The following is a 22418-nucleotide window of genomic DNA, read 5'->3' as shown; positions in this document are numbered from 1 at the left end:
GGAAAACTTAACTTAAAATAGCAGTATGGGAAATTAATCAGCCGATAGATAGGAAGCGGTCAATATGCGAAGACGACAACTTTTAACTTTTGGCGCTCAATTGTGCGCCGCCACGATCGCCACATTAGGAAGCCACGGTTGGATCGCCAGAAGTGCCGCCACCACCCCTAACCCCAAAAGGTTAATCGTCCTATTTTTGCGGGGAGGAATTGACGGATTAAATGTAGTTGTCCCCTATGGCGACAGCGACTATTATCAGGCTAGACCAGCGATCGCCATTCCCCGACCCCAACAGGAGGGAGGCGCAATTAAGCTAGACCAACACTTTGGCTTACACCCCAGCCTAAACTCCCTGCTTCCGCTATGGAACCAAGGAAGTTTAGCTTTTGTTCACGCCTGCGGTTCTCCTGACCCCACCCGGTCTCACTTTGAGGCTCAACACTATATGGAAGTGGGTACACCAGGAAATAAAAGAACCCCCGACGGTTGGATGAACCGCCTACTGGGCTTGTTACCAGGACAAAACCCCGTAGATGCGGTGAGTGTCGGTCAGTCGATATCTTCCATTCTATCAGGTTCTCAGCCAGTTAGCAATATCTCCCTAGGTCGCAATGCCTCCCGCCAAATGCCCATAGATCGCGATCAGGTGCGAGCCACCTTTGACCGACTCTATGCCAATAATGACCCCCTCAGCGTGGCTTATCAGGAAGGTAGAAGCGCCCGCGATCAACTCATTAGGGAATTAGAGGCGGAAATGGTCGCCGCTAATAATGGCGCGCCTCTACCTGCTGGTTTAGCTGGGAATGCTCAACAATTAGCGACTTTGGTAGTGCGTGACCCACAGATTAGATTAGCATTTCTCGATGTTGGGGGATGGGATACCCATGTTAACCAGGGTTCAAGTCGGGGGTTAATGGCGAACCGTCTGGAAAGGTTAGGGGAGGGCTTGGTGGCGCTAGTGGATAGGCTGGGTTCCGTTTATAGCAATACCACTATTGTGGTGATGTCAGAATTTGGTCGCACAGTGCGAGAAAATGGCAATGGCGGCACTGATCACGGACGTGGTAATGTTTTATGGGTTTTGGGTGGTTCCGTGCGTGGTGGTCGCGTTTATGGGAGTTGGCCAGGTTTGTCTGACTCCGAGTTATACGAGGGACGGGATCTGGCTGTGACGACGGATTTTCGAGATGTGATTAGCCCGATTTTAACTTCTCAGTTTGGGTTAACTGCTTCTCAGTTAGGGCAGGTATTTCCAGGATACCGCCCCACTGGCAACTTTTCGGAGATTGTTTAATTGATGGAGGTTGTCCGGTTTGGGGTGTTCCCGGTCAGCCAACTTATTAACTATCCATCATCAATTGATTAATTGGGCATAATATCTCATGGGATTAACAGCAGAAAATCATGGTAAAATCAAACGAGTTGCCATTGTGGGTGGCACTCATGGCAATGAATGGACGGGAGTTTATTTGATTAAGAAATTTGAGCGATCGCCTGAATTATTGCGGCGTTCTAATTTTGAGACTTTCACACTATTAGCTAATCCCCGCGCCTGGGAAATTAATCGTCGCTATGTTGATCGTGATTTAAACCGCTGTTTTCGGCGGGAAGATTTAGAACATCCCAATTCTGATATTTATGAAATTCAGCGATCGCAATGGATAGCCAGCCAGTGGGGACCCCAAAGCCCATCTCCTGTTGATACCATCATTGATTTACACAGCAGCACCGCCCACATGGGATTAACCTTAATTTGGGTGAAAAATAATGCTTTTAATCGCCAAGTTACCGCCTATTTAAAAAGCATTTTTCCCGAAATAAATATCTACAGTTGGATCGAATCCGAATCGGAACCGGAAAACCCCTCCCTCAAATCTTTGTCTAATTACGGATTTTCCATCGAAGTCGGACCCATTGCGCCAGGGATGTTAGATGCGGCATTATTTCTGAAAGCGGAAAAGGTGATTTATGCGATTTTAGACTACATAGAAAAGTATAATCGGGGGGAGATTATCCACAGCGATCGCACTCTCACCATATACCAGTTTATCAAACAGATAGACTATCCCCGCACGGCGACGGGGGAACTCGCCGCCATGATTCACCCACAACTACAGGGGAGGGATTATCAACAGCTAAACCCGGGCGATCCGATGTTTTTACAGTTTGACGGAACCACCATTTATTACCAGGGAGAAACCCCCGTCTGGCCGATTTTTATCAATGAGGCAGCCTACTACGAAAAAGCGATCGCCATGATTTTCACCGAACCCCAAACCATCGAAATCTACGAATAATTAATAATTAATAATTAATAATTAATTATTGTCGGGGTGGGTTCCGCCGTCAATTATCCATCCCGACGACGATATTAATAAACCCGCCCCACCGCCGATAATTAATTGTAGGGGCGGGTTCCGCCGTCAATTATCCATCCCGACGACGATATTAATAAACCCGCCCCACCGCCGATAATTAATTGTAGGGGCGGGTTCCGCCGTCAATTATCCATCCCGACGACGATATTAATAAACCCGCCCCACCGCCGATAATTAATTGTAGGGGCGGGTTCCGCCGTCAATTATCCATCCCGACGACGATATTAATAAACCCGCCCCACCGCCGATAATTAATTGTAGGGGCGGGTTCCGCCGTCAATTATCCATCCCGACGACGATATTAATAAACCCGCCCCACCGCCGATAATTAATTGTAGGGGTGGTGCGTCAGATGAATCAAATTTGCCGTTCACCCGATAGGTTATCCCTCTCACGCACCCTACGAGTCTACGAGTCACGGGGAGCAGTTAATACATCCCAAGCCGCTTGAGCCGCTTTCCAGATGCGATTACTCCACTCATTCATCTCCTCAAGCACTCCTTTCCAGTTTTTCTCAGCTTCCGATTCAATGTTTTTCACCGACATTTCCATCTGTTCTCTGGTGACACCTTGGAAGCGCTCCAGAGTAGCCCTAGCATTACGCACTGAGCGAATATAAGCCTCCCTGGAGAAATCCCCCGCCGCCTGCATTTCCGAGATAGCCAGCCGTCGGATAGCATCCATTAGTTCCTGGGTTTCCTTTTGGACTTCATCAAGACTGGGTTTCTCATCAGTGGGGGTAGTTGCATCTTGGGGAACTAGGCTGGTTTCTGTGGGTTCCACAATAGCGGACTCCTTGGGTAAATTATCTTCAGTCATAGTTTATTTCTCCCGATTCATCTACTGAATATACTATCGCGCCGGACAAATTAATCGGGGTCGATTCGCATCAGGGGTTGTCCATATTCCACAGGTGCGCCATTAGCTACCAAAATTTCCATAACTTGACCAGAAACCTCGGCCTCAATTTCATTCATCAGCTTCATGGCTTCGATGATACAGACAGTTTGACCGTTAGTGACTCGATCGCCATTATCCACAAATGGCGGCTCATCAGGAGCCGGAGAACGGTAAAAAGTTCCCACCATGGGGGATGTTACCTCTACCCATTTAGCGTCAACCGGACTAGAGACCTTTCCTGTGGCGGCAGTAGTCTGGGTGCTGGTGGCGGTTGATTCTGATAAGCGATCGCCAGTAGAAACCGTCCCTGGAGGCGACACCAACTCCGCACTAGGAAACCCACCACTGAGGGCGACATCAACAGAAGATAGCGGGCGATCGATAGAACTGCCACCTTTGCGTACCATCAACTCAAAATCACTACTTTTGAGCGTCAGTTCGGAAATATTAGTTTTATCGATGTCAGCCAGCAGTTCTCGAAGCTGGTTGAGATCTAGTTGCACAGTTGGTATATCTCCCTAAAAATAACATTGTCGAAAATTATGGGCGATCGCCCATATCATGTTACCCAGAAATTGGGTTAACACTGGAAGCATTAATCGCGACCCTGATAACTATCGTTGCGGGTATCGATGCGAATGCGCTCACCCACAGAAATAAACAGAGGAACCATCACAGTTGCGCCTGTTTGTAGGGTAGCTGGTTTCGTGCCACCCGTCGCGGTATCGCCTTTAACTCCTGGATCTGTTTCCGTGACTTCTAGGCTAACGGAGTTGGGAAGTTCCACCTCTAGCACTTGGTCATTCCAGTAGAGTACATTAACTTCCATACCTTCGATCAGGTATTTAACCCCATTACCAATCTGATCAGGAGTTAGGTGAGCTTCCTCGAAGGTGTCCATGTCCATGAACACATAATCATCACCATCTTTATAGGTATGTTGCATGGTCTTTTTCTCCAGGTTCGCCTGGGGAACTGTCTCCCCAGCCCGGAATGTCCGTTCCATAACGTTACCCGTCTGTGCGTTTTTTAGTTTGGTGCGGACAAAGGCGGAACCCTTTCCTGGCTTAACGTGGAGGAATTCTACCACCCGCCACACAGTTCCGTCTAATTCAATACTGACACCTGTGCGAAAGTCGTTACTCGAAATCATGGGAGCATCTTCACCTGGGCTGAACAATCGGCATTCATTTTACCCTAATCGGTGCTTTACGATGGGATTCGGTGAGAGTTCTTAACAATTCTGCTAAAATCGGGGAAATTTCCCGCAAGTCCTGAAAACTCCCCCTAGCTATGCCAGATTTTGTCCTTGATGTCAAAAACCTACAGGTTCAGTTTAAATCTGACCAGAGAATCACCCGCGCGGTCGATCAGATCTCCTTTCAGGTCAAACCCGGACAGACCCTAGGAATTGTTGGGGAGTCCGGGTCGGGAAAATCTGTCACATCTTTAGCAATTATGGGGTTGCTGTCCCCGGCTACATCTCAAGTGGGGGGAGAAATCTGGTTTCGGCCAGGAAACCCCCAGGCGGATGAAGCTGATCACAACAATGATAGCACAGAAGGAGCGATCGATTTACTACAACTGCCAGAATCTCAAAAGCAGCAATTTCGCGGCGGTGAAATCTCTATGATATTTCAGGAACCGATGAGTTCCCTCAACCCGGTTTATACGATTGGTTTTCAACTGATAGAAGCTATCCGACAGCATCAGGATATTACCCCCCGTGAAGGATTATGGAAAGCGACGAGTTTATTGCAGGAAGTCAAACTGTTACCTAGTGATGAGCAAATCCTCAAGCAACTACAGTTAGAAACTCCCCCGAATAATGATGATATTAATAACCCACCCTCACAGCGGGAGTGGCAAACTCGGATCAATGACCAAAAACGAGCATTTCTCGATCGCTATCCTCACGAACTCTCTGGGGGTCAACTGCAACGGGTAATGATTGCGATGGCTATTTCCTGCAATCCCACATTATTGATTGCTGATGAACCGACGACGGCTTTGGATGTGACAGTACAAGCGACTATTTTAGACCTGCTGCGAGAATTACGCGATCGCCGAGGAATGTCGATAATTTTCATTACCCACGATTTCGGAGTTATTGCCGAAATTGCCGATACAGTCGCGGTGATGTATCAGGGTAAAATCGTGGAATTAAACCCGATTAACCAACTGTTTAATAACCCCCAACATCCCTACACCAAGGGATTGCTGGCTTGTCGTCCCACATTGGAAACCCGACGGGGTGAAAAACTTGCCACGATTGCGGATTTTATGGAAGTTGTCACCACGGAAACAGGCACAGAACTTAGTGCCATTGAATCTCAAAAAAACATCCCCAATGAGACGCGGGAGACAGCGGGGAAGGTTCCCAGCAACCCGGATAATTCGCCGTTGTTATCTGTGCAAAATTTGCGAGTAGGATTTAAAATCCCTGGGGTGTTAGGAGGTACTCAAAGACTATTTATGGCAGTTGATGATGTGTCTTTTGATGTATTCCCCGGAGAAACATTAGGATTGGTGGGAGAGTCTGGCTGCGGGAAAAGTACCCTATCTAGGGCGATTTTACAACTGATTCTCCCCCATAGCGGTCGGGTGATTTTTGCTGGGGAAGATATTACAAATTATCAGCCTTCTGGTTCTTGGATTAATCGTTTAAAAGACTATCGCCAGCGCCGGGAATTTCAGCAAAAAATGAAGTGGGTGCGGCGGGAGATGCAAATTGTGTTCCAAGACCCGTTTAGTTCCCTTGACCCCCGTTTAACCATTGGGGATGCGGTGATGGAACCCCTGTTAATTCACTCGGTCGGGAGCTATAAACAAAGACGCGATCGCACTGCTTATTTATTAGAAAGAGTCGGACTGAACCCGGATTTTATGAGACGCTATCCCCACGAGTTTTCGGGAGGACAAAGACAACGGATTTGTATTGCTAGGTCTCTGGCTTTAAACCCCAAATTTATCATCTGTGACGAGTCGGTGTCAGCTTTGGATGTTTCTGTACAAGCCCAGGTGTTAAACCTGCTGAGGGAGCTACAAAGGGAGTTTGAGCTAACATATATCTTTATCTCCCATGATTTGAGTGTGGTTAAATTTATGAGCGATCGCATTGTAGTCATGAACCAAGGCAAAATCGAGGAAATCGGGGACTCAGAGGAGATTTATCGCCATCCTCAACAGGAATATACCCGCCGACTAATCGCCTCTATTCCCACCGGAGATATCCAACGAGTTGCCAGTTAACTATAATCTTCGATAACTAACCCCAATAAATAGATTGAACCCGGAACTTTAGTCCTCAATGAAACTCATACTTTATAGTAAACCTGGCTGTCATTTGTGCGAAAACCTCCAGGAGAAACTGGAAGAAATTCAAGCAGATAGCAATAGTCCCTGTCAGTTTGACCTGGAAGTGAGGGACATCACCACCCGACCGGACTGGTATGCACTCTATCAATACGAAGTCCCAGTCCTGTATAAATGTGGCGATCGCAGCCTGACCGAAGAACCCATCCCCAGACCATCTCCCCGTATTTCCGCCTACCAGTTGGAACAAATCCTACAAAAATATTGGTAAAACATTAGATTAACAATAATCATCAAATTGGCAGGAGTTTGACCCGTGAAACTCAAAGATTTACTCAACCCCAACTTACTACCCCCAGAGTATCACCCCGCCTTAGACATGGAAATCACAGGCTTGGCGACTAACTCCCACGCCTGTAAGCCAGGGGATCTGTTTTTAGGAATGCCGGGAACAAGAGTTGATGGAGGGGATTTTTGGCCAAGTGCGATCGCCTCCGGTGCCGTAGCCGCCATAGTTTCCCAGTCCGCAGCCAGCAATACCCCACCAGAGACAGACTCTGATACCATTCCCTGTGTCATTCCCGCGGCCGACATGACCACAGCCTGCGCTGAGATAGCCACAGCATTTTATAACCATCCCGCCCAAACCCTCAAATTAGTGGGGGTGACCGGAACCAATGGCAAAACCACCACCACTCACCTGATCGAATTTCTCCTCAGCAACCTTGACCAACCTACAGCCTTACTGGGAACCCTTTACACCCGTTGGCCGGGGTTTCAAGAAGTCGCTGTTCATACTACCCCCTTTGCGGTGGAACTTCAACACCAATTAGCTGACGCAGTAGGCGCAGGCTGCCAGTTTGGGGTCATGGAAGTTAGCTCCCATGCTTTACACCAGGGCCGGGTTTTGGGGTGTCCGTTTCGGGTGGCAGTATTTACTAATTTGACTCAGGACCACCTAGACTATCATCCCACCATGGATGATTACTTTGAGGCGAAAGCCTTGCTATTTACTGATGATTATCTCCAGGGTAAGGCGATTATTAATGCTGATGATGACTATGGTAAAAAGTTGATGGCACGGTTGGGGAGCGATCGCTTTTGGAGTTATAGCGTCAGTGACCCCAGCGCCGATTTATGGGCAGATAGCCTCGTTTATCAACCCACAGGGGTTAAGGGAGTTCTCCATACCCCCATGGGATCGGCTTCATTTTCCCTACCCTTAGTCGGTCAATATAACCTCTCTAACCTATTGGCAGCCCTGGGGGCGGGTTTAGCCCTCGGTTTGGATTTGTCGGCTATGGTGGACTCTCTACCAGCCTTTGGCGGCGTTCCTGGTCGCATGGAAAGGGTCCAGCTTTCCCCAGATCAGGATATTACCGTCATTGTTGATTATGCCCATACTCCTGATAGTTTGGAAAATCTACTGAAAGCCTCCCGTCCGTTTATTCCCGGTCGGATGATTTGCGTGTTTGGGTGTGGGGGCGATCGCGATCGCACTAAACGCCCGAAAATGGGTAAAATTGCGGCGGATTTATCCGATTTAGCGGTAGTCACATCCGATAATCCCCGCACCGAAGATCCTGACCGCATTTTGCAAGATATTCTCGCGGGAATTGCTGATCATGTTAAACCTATAGTAATTGGCGATCGGGCTAAAGCTATTCGCACCGCTATCGACGAGGCTCAACCCGGCGATGGTGTCTTAATTGCTGGGAAAGGTCACGAAGATTATCAAATTATTGGCACGGAAAAAGTGCATTTTGATGATCGTGAACAAGCGCGAGATGCCTTAACAAATAAGTATTCTTAACTTGATTTCTGGTGCGTCAGTCTTCCCCGGTCATATATTCATGATGATTCAGGATTTCTGACGCTACCCTTTTCTGGTGGGTTAATTGCCATTAAAAACCTAACTTTTCAATCTGTTGTCTAGCGTAGTTTTCCGGTTGACTGGGGTCGAAAGTATCAAATTTTAATGATTCATATCGCAGGGTGATGGTAGGGGGTTGCTGACCTAACTGTTTAGCCATTTGGCGTGCGAGTCCAGTTAGAAACATATTGGCGGCGATCGCTTCATGATTAAGGCTTCCCATGGGAGCATATCCCCAGCGTTCAAATTGTGAAGTAATCCAGTAGGAAAAACTTTTCCACGGGTAAGGGTCAAAATCAATGCGATCGGGAATATTCAGAGATTCACCTAAGCGGTTAACAAACTGTCCGGTCATCACCTGTCGCAGCACATCTTCCGACGCATCCAGATATTGTAACTGTGCTAGTCGCCGCGCTACGTCTGTGCGGTTCTGACTTTGGCTGGCATAATAGGAACCCTCAATGATTGCTTTATTTATAGCACGGAAGGTGTTAGGATAACGGTCGATCCATTCCTGAGAAGTAGTGAAAGAACAGCAGGGATGACCCGGCCACAGGTCTCTAGTTAAAAGATGAATAAAACCCAGACCTTGATTAATTGCTATTTGGTTAAAAGGTTCAGGAGCCACCATAGCATCAATTTCGCCACTTCTTAACCTGTTCAGCATATTTGGCGGCGGTGTAACCACTAATTCTACATCCCGATCTGGGTGAACTTTGCTATTAGCCAGATAATACCTGAGTAGGAGATTGTGCATTGAGTGAGTGAAAGGAACAGCAATCCTAAATCCTTTAAAATCTTCGGCGGTTTTGACTTTTTCTCGATGTTTGATGGCTACCGTAATCGCACTACCATTGATGTTTTGAATACTAGCCAGTCTGATGGGAAATCGACGAGATTCTAACCCTAAACTAATGGCGATCGGCATGGGGGAGAGCATATGATAAGCGTCAAGTTCTCCGGCGATCGCACTCTCTCGGATTTGCTCCCAGCTATTCATTTTCACCAGTTGTACATCTAAACCATATTTTTCATAGAGGTTTAAAGATTCACAAATCAGAATAGGCGTAGCACAGGCGATCGGCAAAAAACCAATTCTTAGCTGAGTTTTTTCCAGCATAACACCCGACGAATTACCTTGAGAGTTGGGGTCTGGAGATGCCGCACAATTGCTGAGAACTCCCAAAGCTGATGTCCCTGCTAGTCCTAACAAAAACTGTCGCCGTCTGATGGAGTTTTTAGACAACATTCGGGGATGATTTAATCCCTTAGTTACCGCCTCGCTGAGATTGACCGATAAATCCTGACTGTCCAAATTTACATCATGAAATCGACCACATTTGTAGCATATTTGTGGGGTTTTGTCAAGGGATTTGCTGAATTTATTAGGAGTTTTCATGATAGATTTACCCTAAATTTTACCGTAAATTAATCAGAGATTCATTGAGTCGTTGAGTATTGGTTCTTAACAAGGCAATACTCTCCGCATTTTCACGAGCAACCTGATTAAGACTATTCATGGCTTCGCTGACCTGCTGTAGAGCCAGTAATTGCTGTTCTGCGGTTCTCGCAATAGTTTGATTATTGAGATACACCTGATGAAATGCTTGGGATACACCCGCAAAAGAACTAGACATATTGTGAGCAGATTTCACACTTTCACTAACGCTTAATTTGCCTGATTCGGTGACTTTTACCGTGGTGTTAATGGCATTTTGAATATCCAAAACCAGGGTATTAATTTCTGCTGCTGACTGTTTACTGCGATCGGCTAATTTACGGATTTCCACCGCCACCACCCCAAAACCCAACCCCTGTTGTCCCGCGCGCACCGCTTCCACAGAAGCATTTAAGGCTAGTAAATTGGTTTGATAAGCTAGGTTACTCACTGACTGAGCAATATTATTAATCTGTAGGGATTTCTCACTTAATTCTAGGCTACGATTAGCGATCGCTTCTACTGTTTGTCGCAGTGTTTCCATTCTATCCAAAGTTTGTTGAACCGCCGCACTACCTTTTTCCGACAAAAGCAAAGCGCGATGAGCTTCATCAGTAGCAATTTTCGCCTGTTCTGTAGAGTTCTGGACTGCCGCATTTAACTCATCAATAGTCGTCGTAGTTTCATTAACTGAAGTCGCCTGAACTCCTAAGCTGCGTTCCTGTTCCTCCAAGGCGCTAGTAATTTCCTTAGAAGAGTTAGAAATTTGCGCCGTTTCGCGGTCAATAGTAGCCGAAATTCCCAAGCCAATAGTTAGGATAACTACCGCACCAATGGCTGTACTGCCAAATATTAAAATTGTCAGCCATCTTAATAGGTTAATTTGCCGATTTTGTTGGTCATTAAGTTGCTCTCGCTTGGTCGCATCAAAACCTCTCACCAATTGTTCTAACTGTTCTGTAATGGCTTGATTTTCGGCTTTTTGTAAGACCTCAGTCACTTTGTCTGGTCTTCCTAATTGCACGTAGGAAATTAAACGGCGATCGAACTCATTAACCTGATCACCAATATTAATGATCCGATTTAATGTTTGGCGCTGTTCCGTTTCTTGAATTCTACTACGCAAATTTTCCGATTGTTCATAAAAGAGGGTATCCCATTCTTCGTACTCCTCCAACTCTCTCAAGTCTCTACCTAAAATATAGCCCCTAGCCGCCCGCTGCATTGCTACAATGCTAAATGCTAGATTATTAACCTCTTCAATTTCCCCATAAATTTTGTCCACATTTTTGATTTGTTGTTGGACAGGCTGAACACCGATAAAATAGACCAAGCCAGCGACTATTAAAAATAGGATTAACGGAATCAGATAACCTTTAAAAATTCTTTGGCGCAGGCTACCTTGTTGGAAAGAAAATAGACTCCAAAGGCTTTTTAGCATGACTTAATTACCCCATTAATAAATAGATGAAATGCTTGGGGAGGGCTTCAGATGCCTTACTGTTCAGTTGATTAGTTATAGATATTAACTAGGTTTAGTTGGTTTCAGTAGTAGTGATGCGACTAAAGCCGCCGTCCCTCCTATTAGTCCTAAAATTAACCAAACACCGAGGCGACGACCTTTTTGGAAGGCGATCGCCGCCGCTACCCCTCCAATCAAACAGTGGCCACTCAGCAACAAATAAAGATTGGGGTCAATGGGAAAATCTGACATAGAACTTGCTAATTACAAAGCCACCAGGGATATTTTGATTAAACTGGTCGCTATTATATAACACCTGTTGATATTTGGTGGATATATCTTAATAAATCTAGGGTGACATAACCGCTATTCAAGGCTGTAGAGGCGATCGCTTCACAGGAAATATCCGGTTCCCCCAAATGATTGATCACCAAGGCAGCACCTAAAAAATCTTCGTTTTTTGTATAATTATTTACAGTAATAATCGTGGTTAACCCCACTCCTCGCGCCGCCAGTAACCCCTGTCGGGAGTCTTCGATCGCCAGACAATCCGATGCAGTCAAACCCAATTTTTCTAATACATAATTATAGATATCTGGGGCGGGTTTTTTGTGGGGGACAATATCTCCAGCCGCAATTACTTCAAACCAATGGGGGTTTAAGGTTTCTTCCAAAAGTGCGATCGCATTAGGAAAGGCGCTGGTAGTAGCGATCGCCAATCTGACCCCCTCCCCCAGAGCCTCCGTGATTAATCGCTTCACCCCAGGACGCAGGGGAATATCTCCCTTGGCTAATAACTCCCGATAGTGGCGAGTTTTAGCTTGGTGAAGTTTCGCTATCCACTCATCCAAATTATTGGGGGGTTGACCATTAGGATGGTAGCGTTTGATATAATAATCTATACGCTCCTTACCCCCCGAAACCGTCAACAATTCCCCATATAATTCAATAGACCAATCCCAATCTAAACCCGCTTCAGCAAATGTTTGATTAAAGGCTAATCTGTGACCATCCCTTTCCGTTTCAGCGAGGGTCCCATCCACATCAAAAATGATTGCTTTTAGATGACTCATCAGTGCTAAAGTTGCGGTTTGACAATTTTTTCAGGAATTTCTGGACAGCGATCGCTCACTTTCAGATCATAGCCCTGGTGTTTAAGTTCATCCACAAAATGAGTCGGATCAGCCTCCACTTCTCGACTGTTTTGGGTGTCCGCAGTCGGATTAGTCTGTTGTTGCTTTCGCAGATGTTTAAGTTTAGCTTTTCTGCCCATTTTTACTGAGTATCTATGTTAACTATGATTGGTCACTTTTCGATCCGGTAATTTTTTCGCGATCGCCTTCAAAAAACCTATCCAAATCAATCGCCTCATCCCCTTTATCTTCCCAAAGATTCAGCATTGATCCCAACTGTAGCCAAATCAATAAAGCCGTAGGAAAAACCACAATAGCCCCCCCCAAAGTAGCCAACCAGTAAATCGGAATAAACACCAGCAAACTGGAAGACACAGCCACAAACACACAAACCGACATAGCTACATAAGCCACCTTAGCGTTAGGAGTTTTATAGTTAATCCTATTTTTCCGGTCATCCTGTCGCCAAACTGCCACCTGATATTCTAGCATATCCTTAAAAATTAGACCCAAGATAATCGAGAATATCGTAGACGCAATCACCACAATATAAATAGGTTCAACCACCAAATTTTCCGAGTTCATAGTCTTATGCCAATTTCCCAAACAACAGCCAGACTGTAGTATAATATAAAACCCAACTTTTAGCAATTTAGCTTTTATTCAGGAGCGATCGCCGTTGAGGTTTCCGGTTATGGTTGAGACACGAAAATATTACCCTGATCATCAATTTCCAAAGGAGTATCAGGAAAATCACTTTTAGTTAAACGTCGCATTAACCCCACAGTCCGCAAAGAATTATCCAGAGACGGAATCCCTTGGCCATCAAGATGAACCGGAATAATTCTACCCTCCACAAAATTACCCATGACATCAAGTTGAGTTTCCAAAACTAGAGAATATCCCAATTCCGCGCGAGTTGATAAAGTGCGATATCCCAAAAAATTACCCAAAGAATAAGCAATCAACTTACCATTATATAATTCCAAAGCCCTCGGCACATGGGGGCCATGTCCTAACACCAAATCCGCCCCAGCATCAATCATTGTGCGTGCAAATAATACCTTATTACCGCGATTTTCCCCATAAAAATATTCGGTTCTATTCTGAATGCGTAAAGCCGCAGTACCTTCCGCCCCTGCGTGTACAGAAACCACGACAATATCAGCATTTTCCGCCGCTTCCTTAACCACCGCTTTGGACGCTTCCAAATCATTCATATTATTATGATAATTAAAATAACTAAAGCCAATAAATGCCACATTTACACCCCTCACCTCATGATAGACAATCTGACCTTTTTTGCCGACCGCCTTCATTCCCGCTTTTTCAATATTAGCGATCGTATCTTTAAAGCCAGTTTCAAAAAAATCAAACGAGTGATTATTCGCCACACTCAAAACATCAAATCCAGCATCCCTTAAAAGTGCCGCATATTCCGGCGGAGTCCGAAACGCAAACACCATACCACGACCCACATTTTTAGCACTATTAGGATAGTTAGTTAGGGTACTTTCAAAATTACCAAAGACTATATCCGCATCTTGTAAAGCTGGTTTCACCCCCGCAAATAATACCTGCTTGTTGCGATTTAATTTATTGTAAGGATAATTGGTTCCCGGAATAATATCACCCACCGATTTAATCGTAATCCGCATATCAGGGTCAATGGGATTCCGTAGTGATGAAATAGTCAACTCAGATATATTTCGGATCTGTTCAATAGTCGCCTGAGTCAGCAATGGTTCAACGGCCACCGGGGCATTTTCAGCATTAGACCCAAATGAGAAATTAGGTAATTGGGGGAGTTGTTCCAGCACCGCTTGAGAAGCCGTCGCCAAAGTCGGTGGGATAGTCGCCAAAGATGCCGAAACTCTATCCCATTTAGCACCGACAATTAACCCAGACAAAGGCAAAATCGCCAGAGTCATATAACCCACTAAAGATAAAGATTTTGGTCGTCTAACTTTAACTCTCTGGGTTTTATTAGTTTCCGAATTTGCCGAATTAGGCGCAATTTCCGAAGTAGCCATCTGAGATACTACTGGGGAAGCCGTCGCCACTTTTTTGGTTTTATTCTTGGTTTTTGGTGGCGCAGAAGTCTGAGTTTTTTTCGGAGTCTTAGGTGAAGGCGATCGCTTAGTTTTTTGAGGAGGTTTAGGGTCAGAAACCGGAGCATTTTTAGGGCTAACCTGGTTAACCACCACAGGCGGCGACTTTAGTACCAGAGTCTCAATCCAAGCTGGGTGATGATCATCGCCTAATTGTGCCGCAATCGTAACACACCAGATAGATGCAGGCTCAAGACGCATTAATCCCTTGTGAATCACACGGACAGATGCAGCTTGGTCGGGAATTGTGGGAGACTCTAGGCTAATATAGAGATGATTATATTCCAGAGTTAGATGTGCTTGCACCTGTTTAGGTTTCAAGGCTTGGTTGAGTAAAATAGCGATCGCTTTTGGATCTCCCTGATAGGCAGACCTAAGAATTTCTTGCTGACTCACTGACAGATCTCCTGACACCACTTACTTGTCAAACTCCCCAGCTGAATGGGAACTCTTAGGATATCTTATATCTTAATAGTCCGATTCGTTTAACCACCTCAGCCCGGCGGAAATTATCCCATTTAGGTCATTGGAGGCAAAAATTATGCTTAGTCCCCTAGGGTTATGGTGTGGCAGTACACAGATGATCATAGCCTTAGTCTGGTCAGTGGCAGCCCAGGGAATTGAGGCAAACCCACAGCCACAGATAGCATACCCTCCTCTACTGGTGCAGATGACTCCAGAAACCCAACAACAGGAGGCAGAGGCACTTTATCAAGCTGGTGTAGCCTTATTTCAGCAGGGTACAGCATCATCATTGACAGAGGCAATTATCAAGTTTGAAGCAGCCATTCCCATTTGGCAAACATTAGGTAAACAATATGAAGAAGCATCCACCCTGAAATATATCGGTGATAGCTATAGCCTTTTAGAGGAGCCACAAAAATCATTAGATTACTACCAGAAAACCTTAAATATTATCGCCACAATTGACAAACAATCAGCCGATGCCGACCAATTAGCACCCTTAGAAGCATCCACTTTATTGGGGATTTCTATCATATATTTAAAAGAACTCGAAGATCAACCCAAAGTCATCAACTTTATGCGGGAATATTTGCGGGTAAATCCACCAACTGAACAACTGATTTCAGCCATCGAATTTTTCTTTGGTGGTTATGGTAATCTTTTGGTTGATGATATGAGTTCACGGTTTTTGCTGGCTGATGTTCAGGAGATCGAAATGCTTTTTTATCAAGCCTTGGGCAATCCGGTCAAGATAGCATCTCAACTTCATCTTTTGGGTAGTTCGTATTTTTTCGGATTAGCAGAATGGCAAAAAGGCTTAGACCATGTAAACCAATCTTTAGCTATATATCGACAACTAAGCGATCGCCATGGTGCAGCCAATGTGATGATATCTTTAGGTTCAATGTATCAACGCATAGGCGATCCAGACAGAGCTCTAGAATCTTATAATCAGGCACTATCATTTTTTCAAAGTTCAGCAGCCGATGATTATTTATCACCCTTAACCGTCGCTAATATCAAATATTTTATGGGGGAAATATATACTCAAATCGGAGATTATCAAACAGCTTTATCTGTCTATGAACAGGCTTTAAGAACTACAGAAAATCTGTTATCTATTAATCCCCATGACCGAGATATTTTAATTTTCAAAACATCTATTATATCATGCTTTGGGCAAGTTTATCAAGCTCTCAAAAATTACCCACAGGCTTTAACATACCATCAGGAAGCATTAGACTTATCAAAAACCGTCAATGATATCTACGTCGTGGCATTTATTTTTCAGAATCTGGGGGAAGTTTACGCCCAGTTAGGAGACCACCCCAAAGCCTTAGAATATTATCATCGAGCCTTGCCGATTTTTCGGGAAGCAGGCTTATTAGATAGAGAAACTTATACCCTTTATAATATTGCTCTGGTAGAACGTAATCAAAATCAACTCAATTCAGCCATAGCTAATATGGAAGCCGCCATTAATATTATTGAAAATTTGCGGACAAAAATTGGCTCCCAAGAACTACGGCAAACCTACTTTGCATCAGTCCAAAACTATTACCAGTTATATATCGACCTGTTGATGGAACTGCATCAACAACAGCCCGACCAAGGCTATGATAGCCAAGCCCTTCACGCCAGCGAACGCAGTCGCGCCCGCAGTCTCCTCGAACTCCTGGCTGAAGCCAACGCCAATATCCGTCAAGGAGTTGATCCGCAACTGCTGGCGGAAGAACAACGGCTACAACAACAACTCAACGCCCTAGAATACCAACGTTACCAATTAACCAGGGGTCAATATACCCAAACCCAACTAGAAAACCTCAAACAACAAGCCGACAACACCCTCGACCAACTCCGAGAACTCAGCAGCCAAATTCGTCGCACCAGTCCCCGTTATGCTGATTTGCAATATCCCCAACCCCTGACTCTCCCAGAAATTCAGCAACAGGTTCTCGATGAAAATACCCTGCTACTGCAATATGCGTTAGGAGAACAACAAAGCTATCTCTGGGCGGTGGATAAAACTGGGATAACTAGCTATATTTTGCGATCGCGCTCAGAAATTGAAGCCGCAGCCCAAACCTTCACCGACTCCCTCAAAAGCATTACTACCAGCCTTGAACCGGGTCAGCCATTAAGTCAAATAGTTCTCGGTCCTGTGGCTGACAAATTAGCTAATCACAGGTTGCTTATTGTCGGGGATGGGGTCTTACAGTCCCTTCCCTTTGCAGCCCTACCCCTTCCCAACCAACCTAATACTCCCCTACTGTCTCAAAACCCAATAATCACCCTACCCTCAGCTTCTACGGTTGCGATCCAACGGCGACACTTACAAAACCGCCCTCCTGTAGCCAAAAAATTAGCGGTAATTGCCGATCCCGTTTTCGGTAGTGATGACCCTCGTTTGACGGGTCAATTGGTTTCAACTACCCTAGATAGTTCTAGGGACTCTGCCCTAACTCGCGCTACTCGCAATTTAGGCTTAGGGGATGCTGGTCCCGTGCTGAACCGTTTGCCGTTTACCGCTAAGGAAGCCCAAACTATTCTGAGTCTAGTACCAGAGTCCGAAAGACGACAAGCCCTAGGTTTTGAAGCCTCGCGGCTAACTATTACTAATCCTGAGTTCAGCCAATATCAGATCGTTCATTTTGCCACCCACGGCTTGATTGATCCAATTAATCCTGAGTTATCGGGGGTGGTTTTGTCTCTTTATGACCAAAGGGGACAGGTGCAGGATGGATTTTTGCGACTTCATGATATTTTTAACCTAAATTTACCCGCTGAATTGGTGGTGTTGAGTGCCTGTGAAACTGGTTTAGGGCGATCGTTGCGCGGGGAGGGTTTAGTTGGTTTAACTAGGGGTTTTATGTATGCGGGAGCGCGACGGGTGGTGGTGAGTTTGTGGAGTGTGAGTGATGTGGGTACGTCAGAGGTGATGAGTCGGTTTTACCAAAGGATGTTGGATGGCGGAGAAACTCCAGCCACAGCACTTAGGGGGGCACAGTTGGAAATGTGGAATTCTGACCAGTGGAAATCTCCCTATTATTGGGCGGCGTTTACGGTTCAGGGTGATTGGTAATTGGCAAAAACTCTGAATTTTTACGATATGGTGGCAACAAATTGATAGGCGGACCAAATTATGATTAATTTGACTCGGGTTTTGGCAATGGGGCTGATAGCAGGGTTAGTTTTACCGGGACTAACCGCCTCCGCATCGGAAATCCTATCTATTCGCTTACCAAGGTTGGTGGCTCAGGAGAACCCACAGGACCAGGCAAACCAATTATTTCAAGAAGCTATTTTCCTGACCAAACAGGGAACACCATCCGCATTGCGGGAGGCGATCGCTAAATTTAAAGAGGTGATGCCCTTATTAGACCAAATCGGGGATTCTTTTGCGATCGCTGCCACTATGACCGCTATAGGTTCCGCTTACTCGGAATTAGGAGAAAATCAACCCGCCCTGGATTATTTAAATCAAGCCCTGTCAATGTGGGATATAATCGATTCGCCAGAGGAACAAAGGCTACCCCCTGGGTTTGGTAAAGCTAACACTTTGCAAAGTATTGGTCAGGTTCACCTAAGCATGGAGGAAACTACCACAGCCTTAGATTATTACCAGCAAGCCCTATCTATCTTTGACGAAATAGGGGAACCTTATCGGAAAGTTAATATACTTAATGAGATCGGTGAGGTTTATGTAAACCTAGGGGAAATCTCTGGTGGTTTGGAGTATTACCAGCGGGCTTTATCAATTTCTCAATCAGTGGGATATCTATCAGGGGAAGCGCAAACCCTCAATAATATTGGTCTAGCCCACTTAGCTTTAGGGGACAGACAACAGGCCCTAGATTATTTAAATCAGGCCTTTTCCCTGTGGCAGTCTATGGGCGATCGCCAAAGAGAAGCCGAGACCCAGGAGAACATCGATAAATCAACAGGCATTGAATAACCGAGTAATAAGATATATTGGCCAGCTTTGGTTAACCACTAGGTTCAAGATACAATAGTTGCCATCAATCAAAATATACTTAGTGATCAGTTAGCGCCAGTCCAGAAGACTGTTTGGAGGAAAACACTTTGGCAGTTCAATATAGCTACGATAGTAGTGAAAATTTGTATCCTCGTCGGGTTCTAGTCACTGGGGGGGCGGGGTTCATTGGTTCAAATTTTGTCCACCACTGGTGCAATGCTTACCCAGAAGATCGCATCGTCGTTTTAGATGCCCTCACCTACGCCGGAAACCGCCAGAACCTAGCCACCTTAGAAGACCAGGAACAGTTTAGGTTTGTCGAAGGTAATATCTGCGATCGCACTTTAATTGACAAATTACTAGAAGAAGAGGCGATCGACACCATTGCCCACTTGGCCGCCGAGTCCCATGTCGATCGCTCAATTCTCGGTCCCGATGCCTTCATTCAAACCAACGTTGTCGGAACCCTAACCCTATTAGAAGCCTTCAGACACTATTGGAACCACCATCAACAGCCTGATCATTACCGGTTTCTGCACGTCTCCACAGACGAAGTATATGGCAGTCTCGGCCCCGAAGATCCTCCCTTTACCGAAACCACCCCCTACACCCCCAACAGTCCCTATTCTGCCTCAAAAGCTGGTAGCGATCATCTAGTGCGCGCCTACTATCACACCTACAACCTACCCACCATCATCACCAATTGTTCCAATAATTACGGCCCCTATCACTATCCAGAAAAACTCATCCCCCTGATGTGTATTAATATCCTGTTGGGTAAACCCCTACCCATTTATGGAGATGGGCAAAATGTGCGAGACTGGCTATATGTACTGGACCACTGCCGCGCCCTCGATGTAGTCATTCACCGAGGTAAACCCGGAGAAACCTATAATATCGGCGGGAATAACGAAGTAGCCAATATAGACCTGGTGAAGATGCTATGTCGGATTATGGACGAACTAGCCTCCCACCACCTACCCGTCAAACCCTCATGCGACCTGATCACCTTTGTTAAAGATAGACCCGGCCACGATCGCCGTTATGCGATCAATTCCACCAAGCTAAAAACCCAGTTAGGATGGGCTCCCCTAGTCACCGTAGAAGAAGGGTTACGGCAGACCGTTGGCTGGTATCTTACCCATCGCCATTGGTGGGAACCATTACTATCCGAAGAATACCAAGCCTACTATCGACAGGTTTACGCCTAGTCCCACCATTGTTAACCCCCATCTATCTTCAACAAAAAACAGTTGATCAGTTTTCTGGAGTGGGCAGACTCCGGTAAAATAAAACCCGTTGACATTTAACTGTCTGTTTAACCTAAAGAAGAGGAGAACGATTTTGAAAAAGCTGCTGTCAGTTATTTTACTCTGTGTGGCTCTGTTGACCTTGGCACTGCCACGTCCCGCTTTGGCTGGTGGTGATCCTGTCGCTGGCGCTTCTGTTTTTTCCGCTAACTGTGCAGCCTGCCACATGGGCGGACGCAATGTGATTGTTGCTAACAAAACCCTCAGCAAGTCTGATTTGGCTAAATATCTGAAAGGATTTGATGAGGGTCCAGAGAGTGCAGTGTCTGCAGTGCTTTACCAAGTCATGAATGGTAAAAACGCCATGCCTGCATTTAATGGCCGACTCTCTCCCAAGCAGGTCGAAGACGTTGCTGCTTATGTTGTAGAGCAAGCGGAAAAAGGCTGGTAAGTCCCTAGGTTAATCAGAAACCAACAGTTTAGACTACCTTTCCCCTAGGGGTGAGGCTTTCGGGCAAACGGTCAGGTGTTCAACTCTTGACTTGTAGCCGGAAAGTTTCGCCCCTCTGTTTTCTATTCCCTAGCGATTTATCATAAAGTGTGTCAAGGTATGTGCAGAGCTTGAATCTTAACAATTGTTCGGTAACTGAATTTTAGTGCAATGTTTGTTCAATCCAAGTTAACCGCACGACAACAACAAATTCTCTGGGCAACTGTTCGCCACTATATCGCGACAGCAGAACCTGTTGGCTCAAAATCCTTAGCCCAAGAGTATAATCTCAATGTCAGTCCCGCTACTATCCGCAATGGTATGGGAGCCTTGGAAAAAGCCGGACTACTCTATCAACCTTATACTTCCGCCGGACGAGTACCTTCTGATTCTGGCTATCGGATTTATGTCGATCGCCTGATGACTCCCTCTGATACTCTCGCTAAGGAAGTCGCTAGACTCCTACGGGAACAGCTAAATTTTGATAGTTGTAGTTTGGAGGCTGTGCTACGAGGTGCAGCCCAAATTCTTTCTACCCTCAGTGGCTATATTTCCCTGATTACTATGCCCCAAACCAAGACCGAAAGGCTCCAACATTTGCAACTGGTTCCTATGGGGTCAGGAAAAATTATGGTAGTTGTGGTGACTCATACCTATCAAACCCAGTCCATTTTGATGGAAATTGCCCCGGGAGTTGAGGATATCGGCGACGATACCGAAATATTAGAACAGGAATTACAGATTCTCTCTAATTTTCTCAATCACCAACTTAGGGGACTAGCTTTGGCTGAATTGTCAACTTTAGACTGGACTGAGATAGATCAAGGCTTTCAGCAATATAGTAATTTTATCGAACAGTTGCTCAAGAGTTTAGGCGATCGCCACCAAACTCCAGAATATACTAGGATTCAGGTTAGCGGTGTTTCCGAAGTCCTACGACTGCCCGAATTTTCAGAACTTCAGCAAGTCCAAACTATTCTACATCTCCTCGAAGATGAACAGGAGCAACTCTGGCCCCTGATTTTTGTGACCCCAGAACCCTCCCAACAGGTAAACATCCGCATTGGTTCGGAAAATCCCCTCGAACCCATCCGCAGTTGTACCCTCATCTCGGCTCAATACCGCCAAAATTCCCAGCCTATTGGTAGTGTGGGTATATTGGGACCTACTCGCATGGTCTACGAAAATGCGATCGCTCTTGTGGAAGCGACCGCTAATTACTTGTCCGAAGCCCTTAGTTAAAACTCCTGTGCCGCTACATCTACCACTGATGCTTTAACATCAGTTGCTTCCCCAACTTCTGAGGTACTGTCATCACCCTTCCGTTTCTTGATTTTTTCCAGAACCAAGGCCGAAACTTCTGTCACCAGCATCGTGGCAATAATACCATCATCTATCCATCCAATCACCGGAATAAAATCAGGCGCAATATCAATCGGCGATATCAGATAAATCAGAGTCCCACCAATTAGCAGCCAGCGATATTTCGCATGGCGCAAGGTTTGCCGATACCAGAGATAAAAGGACTGCACAATATTTTTCATGTCTGGGCCACACCATATCGAATCTGTTGATGATTCTAGCTTGACAAATTATCCCGCCCCATGAAAGTGTAGATTTGCCACCC

General features: G+C 45.6%; 21 protein-coding genes. 10 read left to right on the top strand and 11 right to left on the bottom strand.

The features are described from left to right. Positions 1 to 64 precede the first annotated feature (64 nt). Positions 65 to 1294 (top strand): DUF1501 domain-containing protein, encoded by a 1230-nt coding sequence (locus NLZ44_RS11260; RefSeq protein ID WP_493752807.1) that lies wholly within the window; start codon positions 65 to 67, stop codon positions 1292 to 1294. 88 nt (positions 1295 to 1382) lie between these two features. Continuing rightward, positions 1383 to 2297, top strand: coding sequence for an aspartoacylase (locus NLZ44_RS11255; protein ID WP_493752806.1), 915 nt, complete (start codon positions 1383 to 1385; stop codon positions 2295 to 2297). A 489-nt stretch (positions 2298 to 2786) separates the two neighbouring features. Here the strand turns inward: NLZ44_RS11255 and NLZ44_RS11250 are convergent, their stop codons facing one another. The 3 genes from NLZ44_RS11250 to efp form a co-directional block, all read right to left on the bottom strand. Next, positions 2787 to 3197 (bottom strand): hypothetical protein, encoded by a 411-nt coding sequence (locus NLZ44_RS11250; protein WP_493752805.1) that lies wholly within the window; start codon positions 3195 to 3197, stop codon positions 2787 to 2789. A 50-nt stretch (positions 3198 to 3247) separates the two neighbouring features. After that, positions 3248 to 3781 (bottom strand): acetyl-CoA carboxylase biotin carboxyl carrier protein, encoded by a 534-nt coding sequence (accB, locus tag NLZ44_RS11245; RefSeq protein ID WP_493752804.1) that lies wholly within the window; start codon positions 3779 to 3781, stop codon positions 3248 to 3250. A 92-nt stretch (positions 3782 to 3873) separates the two neighbouring features. Then, positions 3874 to 4431 carry an elongation factor P gene (gene efp / locus NLZ44_RS11240; RefSeq protein WP_006619604.1) on the bottom strand — a complete coding sequence of 186 codons (558 nt, stop codon included), beginning with the start codon at positions 4429 to 4431 and terminating at the stop codon, positions 3874 to 3876. A gap of 140 nt (positions 4432 to 4571) precedes the next feature. Here efp and NLZ44_RS11235 point away from each other — a divergent pair, with 140 nt between their 5' ends. Genes NLZ44_RS11235 through NLZ44_RS11225 form a run of 3 tightly spaced genes read left to right on the top strand, consistent with a single transcriptional unit; the run spans position 4572 to position 8406 of the window. Next, the gene (locus NLZ44_RS11235; RefSeq protein WP_493752803.1) at positions 4572 to 6530 is read left to right on the top strand and encodes an ABC transporter ATP-binding protein; all 1959 of its coding nucleotides are present in this window, start codon (positions 4572 to 4574) and stop codon (positions 6528 to 6530) included. Positions 6531 to 6588: 58 nt separating this feature from the next. Next, the gene (locus NLZ44_RS11230; RefSeq protein ID WP_006624975.1) at positions 6589 to 6864 is read left to right on the top strand and encodes a glutaredoxin family protein; all 276 of its coding nucleotides are present in this window, start codon (positions 6589 to 6591) and stop codon (positions 6862 to 6864) included. A 45-nt stretch (positions 6865 to 6909) separates the two neighbouring features. Continuing rightward, a complete protein-coding gene (locus tag NLZ44_RS11225; protein WP_111892965.1) occupies positions 6910 to 8406 on the top strand; it encodes a UDP-N-acetylmuramoyl-L-alanyl-D-glutamate--2,6-diaminopimelate ligase in 1497 nt (498 codons plus the stop codon). 91 nt (positions 8407 to 8497) lie between these two features. Here the strand turns inward: NLZ44_RS11225 and NLZ44_RS11220 are convergent, their stop codons facing one another. From NLZ44_RS11220 to NLZ44_RS11190, 7 genes are all read right to left on the bottom strand, one after another. Beyond that, entirely contained in the window at positions 8498 to 9865 is a 1368-nt protein-coding gene (locus NLZ44_RS11220; protein WP_493752802.1) for an ABC transporter substrate-binding protein, read from the bottom strand. Positions 9866 to 9884: 19 nt separating this feature from the next. After that, on the bottom strand, positions 9885 to 11345 hold the full coding sequence (locus NLZ44_RS11215; protein WP_493752801.1) for a methyl-accepting chemotaxis protein: 1461 nt from the start codon (positions 11343 to 11345) through the stop codon (positions 9885 to 9887). 84 nt (positions 11346 to 11429) lie between these two features. Next, entirely contained in the window at positions 11430 to 11618 is a 189-nt protein-coding gene (locus NLZ44_RS11210; protein ID WP_006619610.1) for a hypothetical protein, read from the bottom strand. A gap of 53 nt (positions 11619 to 11671) precedes the next feature. Beyond that, positions 11672 to 12439, bottom strand: coding sequence for an HAD family hydrolase (locus NLZ44_RS11205; protein ID WP_493752800.1), 768 nt, complete (start codon positions 12437 to 12439; stop codon positions 11672 to 11674). A 5-nt stretch (positions 12440 to 12444) separates the two neighbouring features. Beyond that, positions 12445 to 12639, bottom strand: coding sequence for a hypothetical protein (locus NLZ44_RS11200; RefSeq protein WP_008048752.1), 195 nt, complete (start codon positions 12637 to 12639; stop codon positions 12445 to 12447). 22 nt (positions 12640 to 12661) lie between these two features. After that, positions 12662 to 13084: a hypothetical protein gene (locus NLZ44_RS11195; RefSeq protein WP_006668271.1), complete on the bottom strand. Its 423-nt coding sequence runs from the start codon at positions 13082 to 13084 to the stop codon at positions 12662 to 12664. A 107-nt stretch (positions 13085 to 13191) separates the two neighbouring features. Further along, positions 13192 to 15006, bottom strand: a complete 1815-nt coding sequence (locus NLZ44_RS11190; protein WP_493752986.1) for a CapA family protein — start codon at positions 15004 to 15006, stop codon at positions 13192 to 13194. Positions 15007 to 15151: 145 nt separating this feature from the next. Between NLZ44_RS11190 and NLZ44_RS11185 the strand changes: the two genes are divergently transcribed. From NLZ44_RS11185 to hrcA, 5 genes are all read left to right on the top strand, one after another. Further along, the gene (locus NLZ44_RS11185; protein WP_493752799.1) at positions 15152 to 18157 is read left to right on the top strand and encodes a CHAT domain-containing protein; all 3006 of its coding nucleotides are present in this window, start codon (positions 15152 to 15154) and stop codon (positions 18155 to 18157) included. Positions 18158 to 18217: 60 nt separating this feature from the next. Then, positions 18218 to 19030: a tetratricopeptide repeat protein gene (locus tag NLZ44_RS11180; protein WP_187757690.1), complete on the top strand. Its 813-nt coding sequence runs from the start codon at positions 18218 to 18220 to the stop codon at positions 19028 to 19030. Positions 19031 to 19158: 128 nt separating this feature from the next. Next, complete coding sequence (gene rfbB / locus NLZ44_RS11175; protein WP_493752798.1) at positions 19159 to 20262, top strand: dTDP-glucose 4,6-dehydratase; 1104 nt, start codon at positions 19159 to 19161, stop codon at positions 20260 to 20262. Between the two features lie 133 nt (positions 20263 to 20395). After that, positions 20396 to 20752 (top strand): cytochrome c6 PetJ, encoded by a 357-nt coding sequence (gene petJ / locus NLZ44_RS11170; RefSeq protein ID WP_493752797.1) that lies wholly within the window; start codon positions 20396 to 20398, stop codon positions 20750 to 20752. A gap of 210 nt (positions 20753 to 20962) precedes the next feature. Continuing rightward, entirely contained in the window at positions 20963 to 22033 is a 1071-nt protein-coding gene (gene hrcA / locus NLZ44_RS11165) for a heat-inducible transcriptional repressor HrcA (protein WP_008048758.1), read from the top strand. Here hrcA and NLZ44_RS11160 read toward each other — a convergent pair. Beyond that, entirely contained in the window at positions 22030 to 22335 is a 306-nt protein-coding gene (locus tag NLZ44_RS11160) for a YkvA family protein (protein ID WP_111893040.1), read from the bottom strand. The genes hrcA and NLZ44_RS11160 overlap by 4 nt on opposite strands. Positions 22336 to 22418: the final 83 nt, after the last annotated feature.

The sequence above is a fragment of the Arthrospira sp. PCC 9901 genome (genome assembly GCF_059013425.1).
Note: the sequence above shows the minus strand (reverse complement) of the source record. Positions and strands in the feature narration are given on the sequence as shown.

Coding starts and splice junctions, on each gene's coding strand:
- NLZ44_RS11260 (WP_493752807.1), top strand. CDS start 65: ATGCGAAGACGACAACTTTTAACTTTTGGCGCTCAATTGTGCGCCGCC.
- NLZ44_RS11255 (WP_493752806.1), top strand. CDS start 1,383: ATGGGATTAACAGCAGAAAATCATGGTAAAATCAAACGAGTTGCCATT.
- NLZ44_RS11250 (WP_493752805.1), bottom strand. CDS start 3,197: ATGACTGAAGATAATTTACCCAAGGAGTCCGCTATTGTGGAACCCACA.
- efp (WP_006619604.1), bottom strand. CDS start 4,431: ATGATTTCGAGTAACGACTTTCGCACAGGTGTCAGTATTGAATTAGAC.
- NLZ44_RS11235 (WP_493752803.1), top strand. CDS start 4,572: ATGCCAGATTTTGTCCTTGATGTCAAAAACCTACAGGTTCAGTTTAAA.
- NLZ44_RS11230 (WP_006624975.1), top strand. CDS start 6,589: ATGAAACTCATACTTTATAGTAAACCTGGCTGTCATTTGTGCGAAAAC.
- NLZ44_RS11220 (WP_493752802.1), bottom strand. CDS start 9,865: ATGAAAACTCCTAATAAATTCAGCAAATCCCTTGACAAAACCCCACAA.
- NLZ44_RS11215 (WP_493752801.1), bottom strand. CDS start 11,345: ATGCTAAAAAGCCTTTGGAGTCTATTTTCTTTCCAACAAGGTAGCCTG.
- NLZ44_RS11210 (WP_006619610.1), bottom strand. CDS start 11,618: ATGTCAGATTTTCCCATTGACCCCAATCTTTATTTGTTGCTGAGTGGC.
- NLZ44_RS11205 (WP_493752800.1), bottom strand. CDS start 12,439: ATGAGTCATCTAAAAGCAATCATTTTTGATGTGGATGGGACCCTCGCT.
- NLZ44_RS11200 (WP_008048752.1), bottom strand. CDS start 12,639: ATGGGCAGAAAAGCTAAACTTAAACATCTGCGAAAGCAACAACAGACT.
- NLZ44_RS11195 (WP_006668271.1), bottom strand. CDS start 13,084: ATGAACTCGGAAAATTTGGTGGTTGAACCTATTTATATTGTGGTGATT.
- NLZ44_RS11185 (WP_493752799.1), top strand. CDS start 15,152: ATGCTTAGTCCCCTAGGGTTATGGTGTGGCAGTACACAGATGATCATA.
- NLZ44_RS11180 (WP_187757690.1), top strand. CDS start 18,218: ATGATTAATTTGACTCGGGTTTTGGCAATGGGGCTGATAGCAGGGTTA.
- hrcA (WP_008048758.1), top strand. CDS start 20,963: ATGTTTGTTCAATCCAAGTTAACCGCACGACAACAACAAATTCTCTGG.
- NLZ44_RS11160 (WP_111893040.1), bottom strand. CDS start 22,335: ATGAAAAATATTGTGCAGTCCTTTTATCTCTGGTATCGGCAAACCTTG.